The organism is Exiguobacterium sp. H66 (assembly GCF_018618705.1).
Lineage (GTDB): Bacteria > Bacillota > Bacilli > Exiguobacteriales > Exiguobacteriaceae > Exiguobacterium_A > Exiguobacterium_A oxidotolerans.
Window position 1 is genome coordinate 1 of record NZ_JACSMQ010000020.1, and the last position, 1,259, is coordinate 1,259.

The 1,259-nt window shown below is 47.6% G+C and carries 10 tRNA genes and 1 rRNA gene; all 11 read right to left on the reverse strand.

Going from position 1 to position 1,259, the window contains the following annotated elements:
• Positions 1-140: 140 nt before the first annotated feature.
• The 11 genes from KNP88_RS15485 to rrf all read right to left on the reverse strand — a co-directional run bounded on the left by KNP88_RS15485 (position 141) and on the right by rrf (position 1,249).
• Positions 141-217: transfer RNA gene (locus KNP88_RS15485), tRNA-Pro, on the reverse strand.
• Positions 218-222: 5 nt separating this feature from the next.
• Positions 223-296: transfer RNA gene (locus tag KNP88_RS15490), tRNA-Arg, on the reverse strand.
• Positions 297-304: 8 nt separating this feature from the next.
• Positions 305-387: transfer RNA gene (locus KNP88_RS15495), tRNA-Leu, on the reverse strand.
• 36 nt (positions 388-423) lie between these two features.
• Positions 424-498, reverse strand: a tRNA-Gly gene (locus KNP88_RS15500).
• 14 nt (positions 499-512) lie between these two features.
• A tRNA-Leu gene (locus KNP88_RS15505) sits at positions 513-596 on the reverse strand.
• Positions 597-603: 7 nt separating this feature from the next.
• Positions 604-679, reverse strand: a tRNA-Lys gene (locus KNP88_RS15510).
• Between the two features lie 26 nt (positions 680-705).
• Positions 706-781 (reverse strand) — tRNA-His (locus tag KNP88_RS15515).
• 16 nt (positions 782-797) lie between these two features.
• Positions 798-873, reverse strand: a tRNA-Thr gene (locus KNP88_RS15520).
• A gap of 9 nt (positions 874-882) precedes the next feature.
• A tRNA-Phe gene (locus tag KNP88_RS15525) sits at positions 883-958 on the reverse strand.
• A gap of 27 nt (positions 959-985) precedes the next feature.
• Positions 986-1,061, reverse strand: a tRNA-Asp gene (locus KNP88_RS15530).
• Between the two features lie 72 nt (positions 1,062-1,133).
• A 5S ribosomal RNA gene (gene rrf, locus KNP88_RS15535) occupies positions 1,134-1,249 on the reverse strand.
• Positions 1,250-1,259 lie beyond the last annotated feature (10 nt).

Consider the following 1,259-nt stretch of genomic DNA (forward strand, 5'->3'; position numbering starts at 1 on the left):
CAAACTCTCCATAAAGTGTTTGACTTGCTCGTTTTTGTGACTAAAAGTCACGTTGACGAAGCTTGCGCTTCATTCATTGTTTGTATCCGAAGATACGTTTTTTGCCTCATCGTTCAGTTTTCAAAGTCCGATAATAATAATGGTCGGGAAGACAGGATTCGAACCTGCGACCCCTTGGTCCCAAACCAAGTGCTCTACCAAGCTGAGCTACTTCCCGAAAAGTGCACCCTGAGAGATTCGAACTCCCGACCCCTTGATTCGTAGTCAAGTACTCTATCCAGCTGAGCTAAGGGTGCATAATAAGTGCGGTCGAGAGGACTTGAACCTCCACAGTGTTGCCACCACTAGGCCCTCAACCTAGCGCGTCTACCATTCCGCCACGACCGCAAATTATGCTATTTTTTGTTACTTCTATTTAAAAAATGGAGCGGAAGACGGGATTCGAACCCGCGACCCCGACCTTGGCAAGGTCGTATTCTACCACTGAACTACTTCCGCATTATAAATATAAATGGTACGGGTGAAGGGACTTGAACCCCCACGTCAAAGACACTAGATCCTAAATCTAGCGCGTCTACCAATTCCGCCACACCCGCATAAAAATGGTGTGTCATGCAGGATTCGAACCTGCGACCCTCTGATTAAAAGTCAGATGCTCTACCAACTGAGCTAATGACACAAACTAGTATTAAATTAAAAATAAAATGGGGCGACTGATGGGAATTGAACCCACGAATGCCGGAATCACAATCCGGTGCGTTAACCACTTCGCCACAACCGCCATATTAAATGAAAAATGGTGCCGGCAACAGGAGTCGAACCCGCGACCTACTGATTACAAGTCAGTTGCTCTACCAGCTGAGCTACACCGGCAGGTGTAAATGGTGGCTTTGGACGGAATCGAACCGCCGACACGAGGATTTTCAGTCCTCTGCTCTACCGACTGAGCTACAAAGCCATAAAGAAAAAGATCGGTAAATAAAAATGGCGGTCCTGACGGGATTCGAACCCGCGATCTCCTGCGTGACAGGCAGGCATGTTAACCGCTACACCACAGGACCGTGGTAACTTGACGACTTCTATAATGTTATATTAGTCAGTCAAAATTGTCAAATACTTTATTAAAAAAGTATGCCTGGCAACGTCCTATCCTCACAGGGGGAAGCCCCCAACTACTTTCGGCGTTCAAGTGCTTAACTTCCGTGTTCGGCATGGGAACGGGTGTGACCACTTGGCTATCGTCACCAGACGACGGGCTC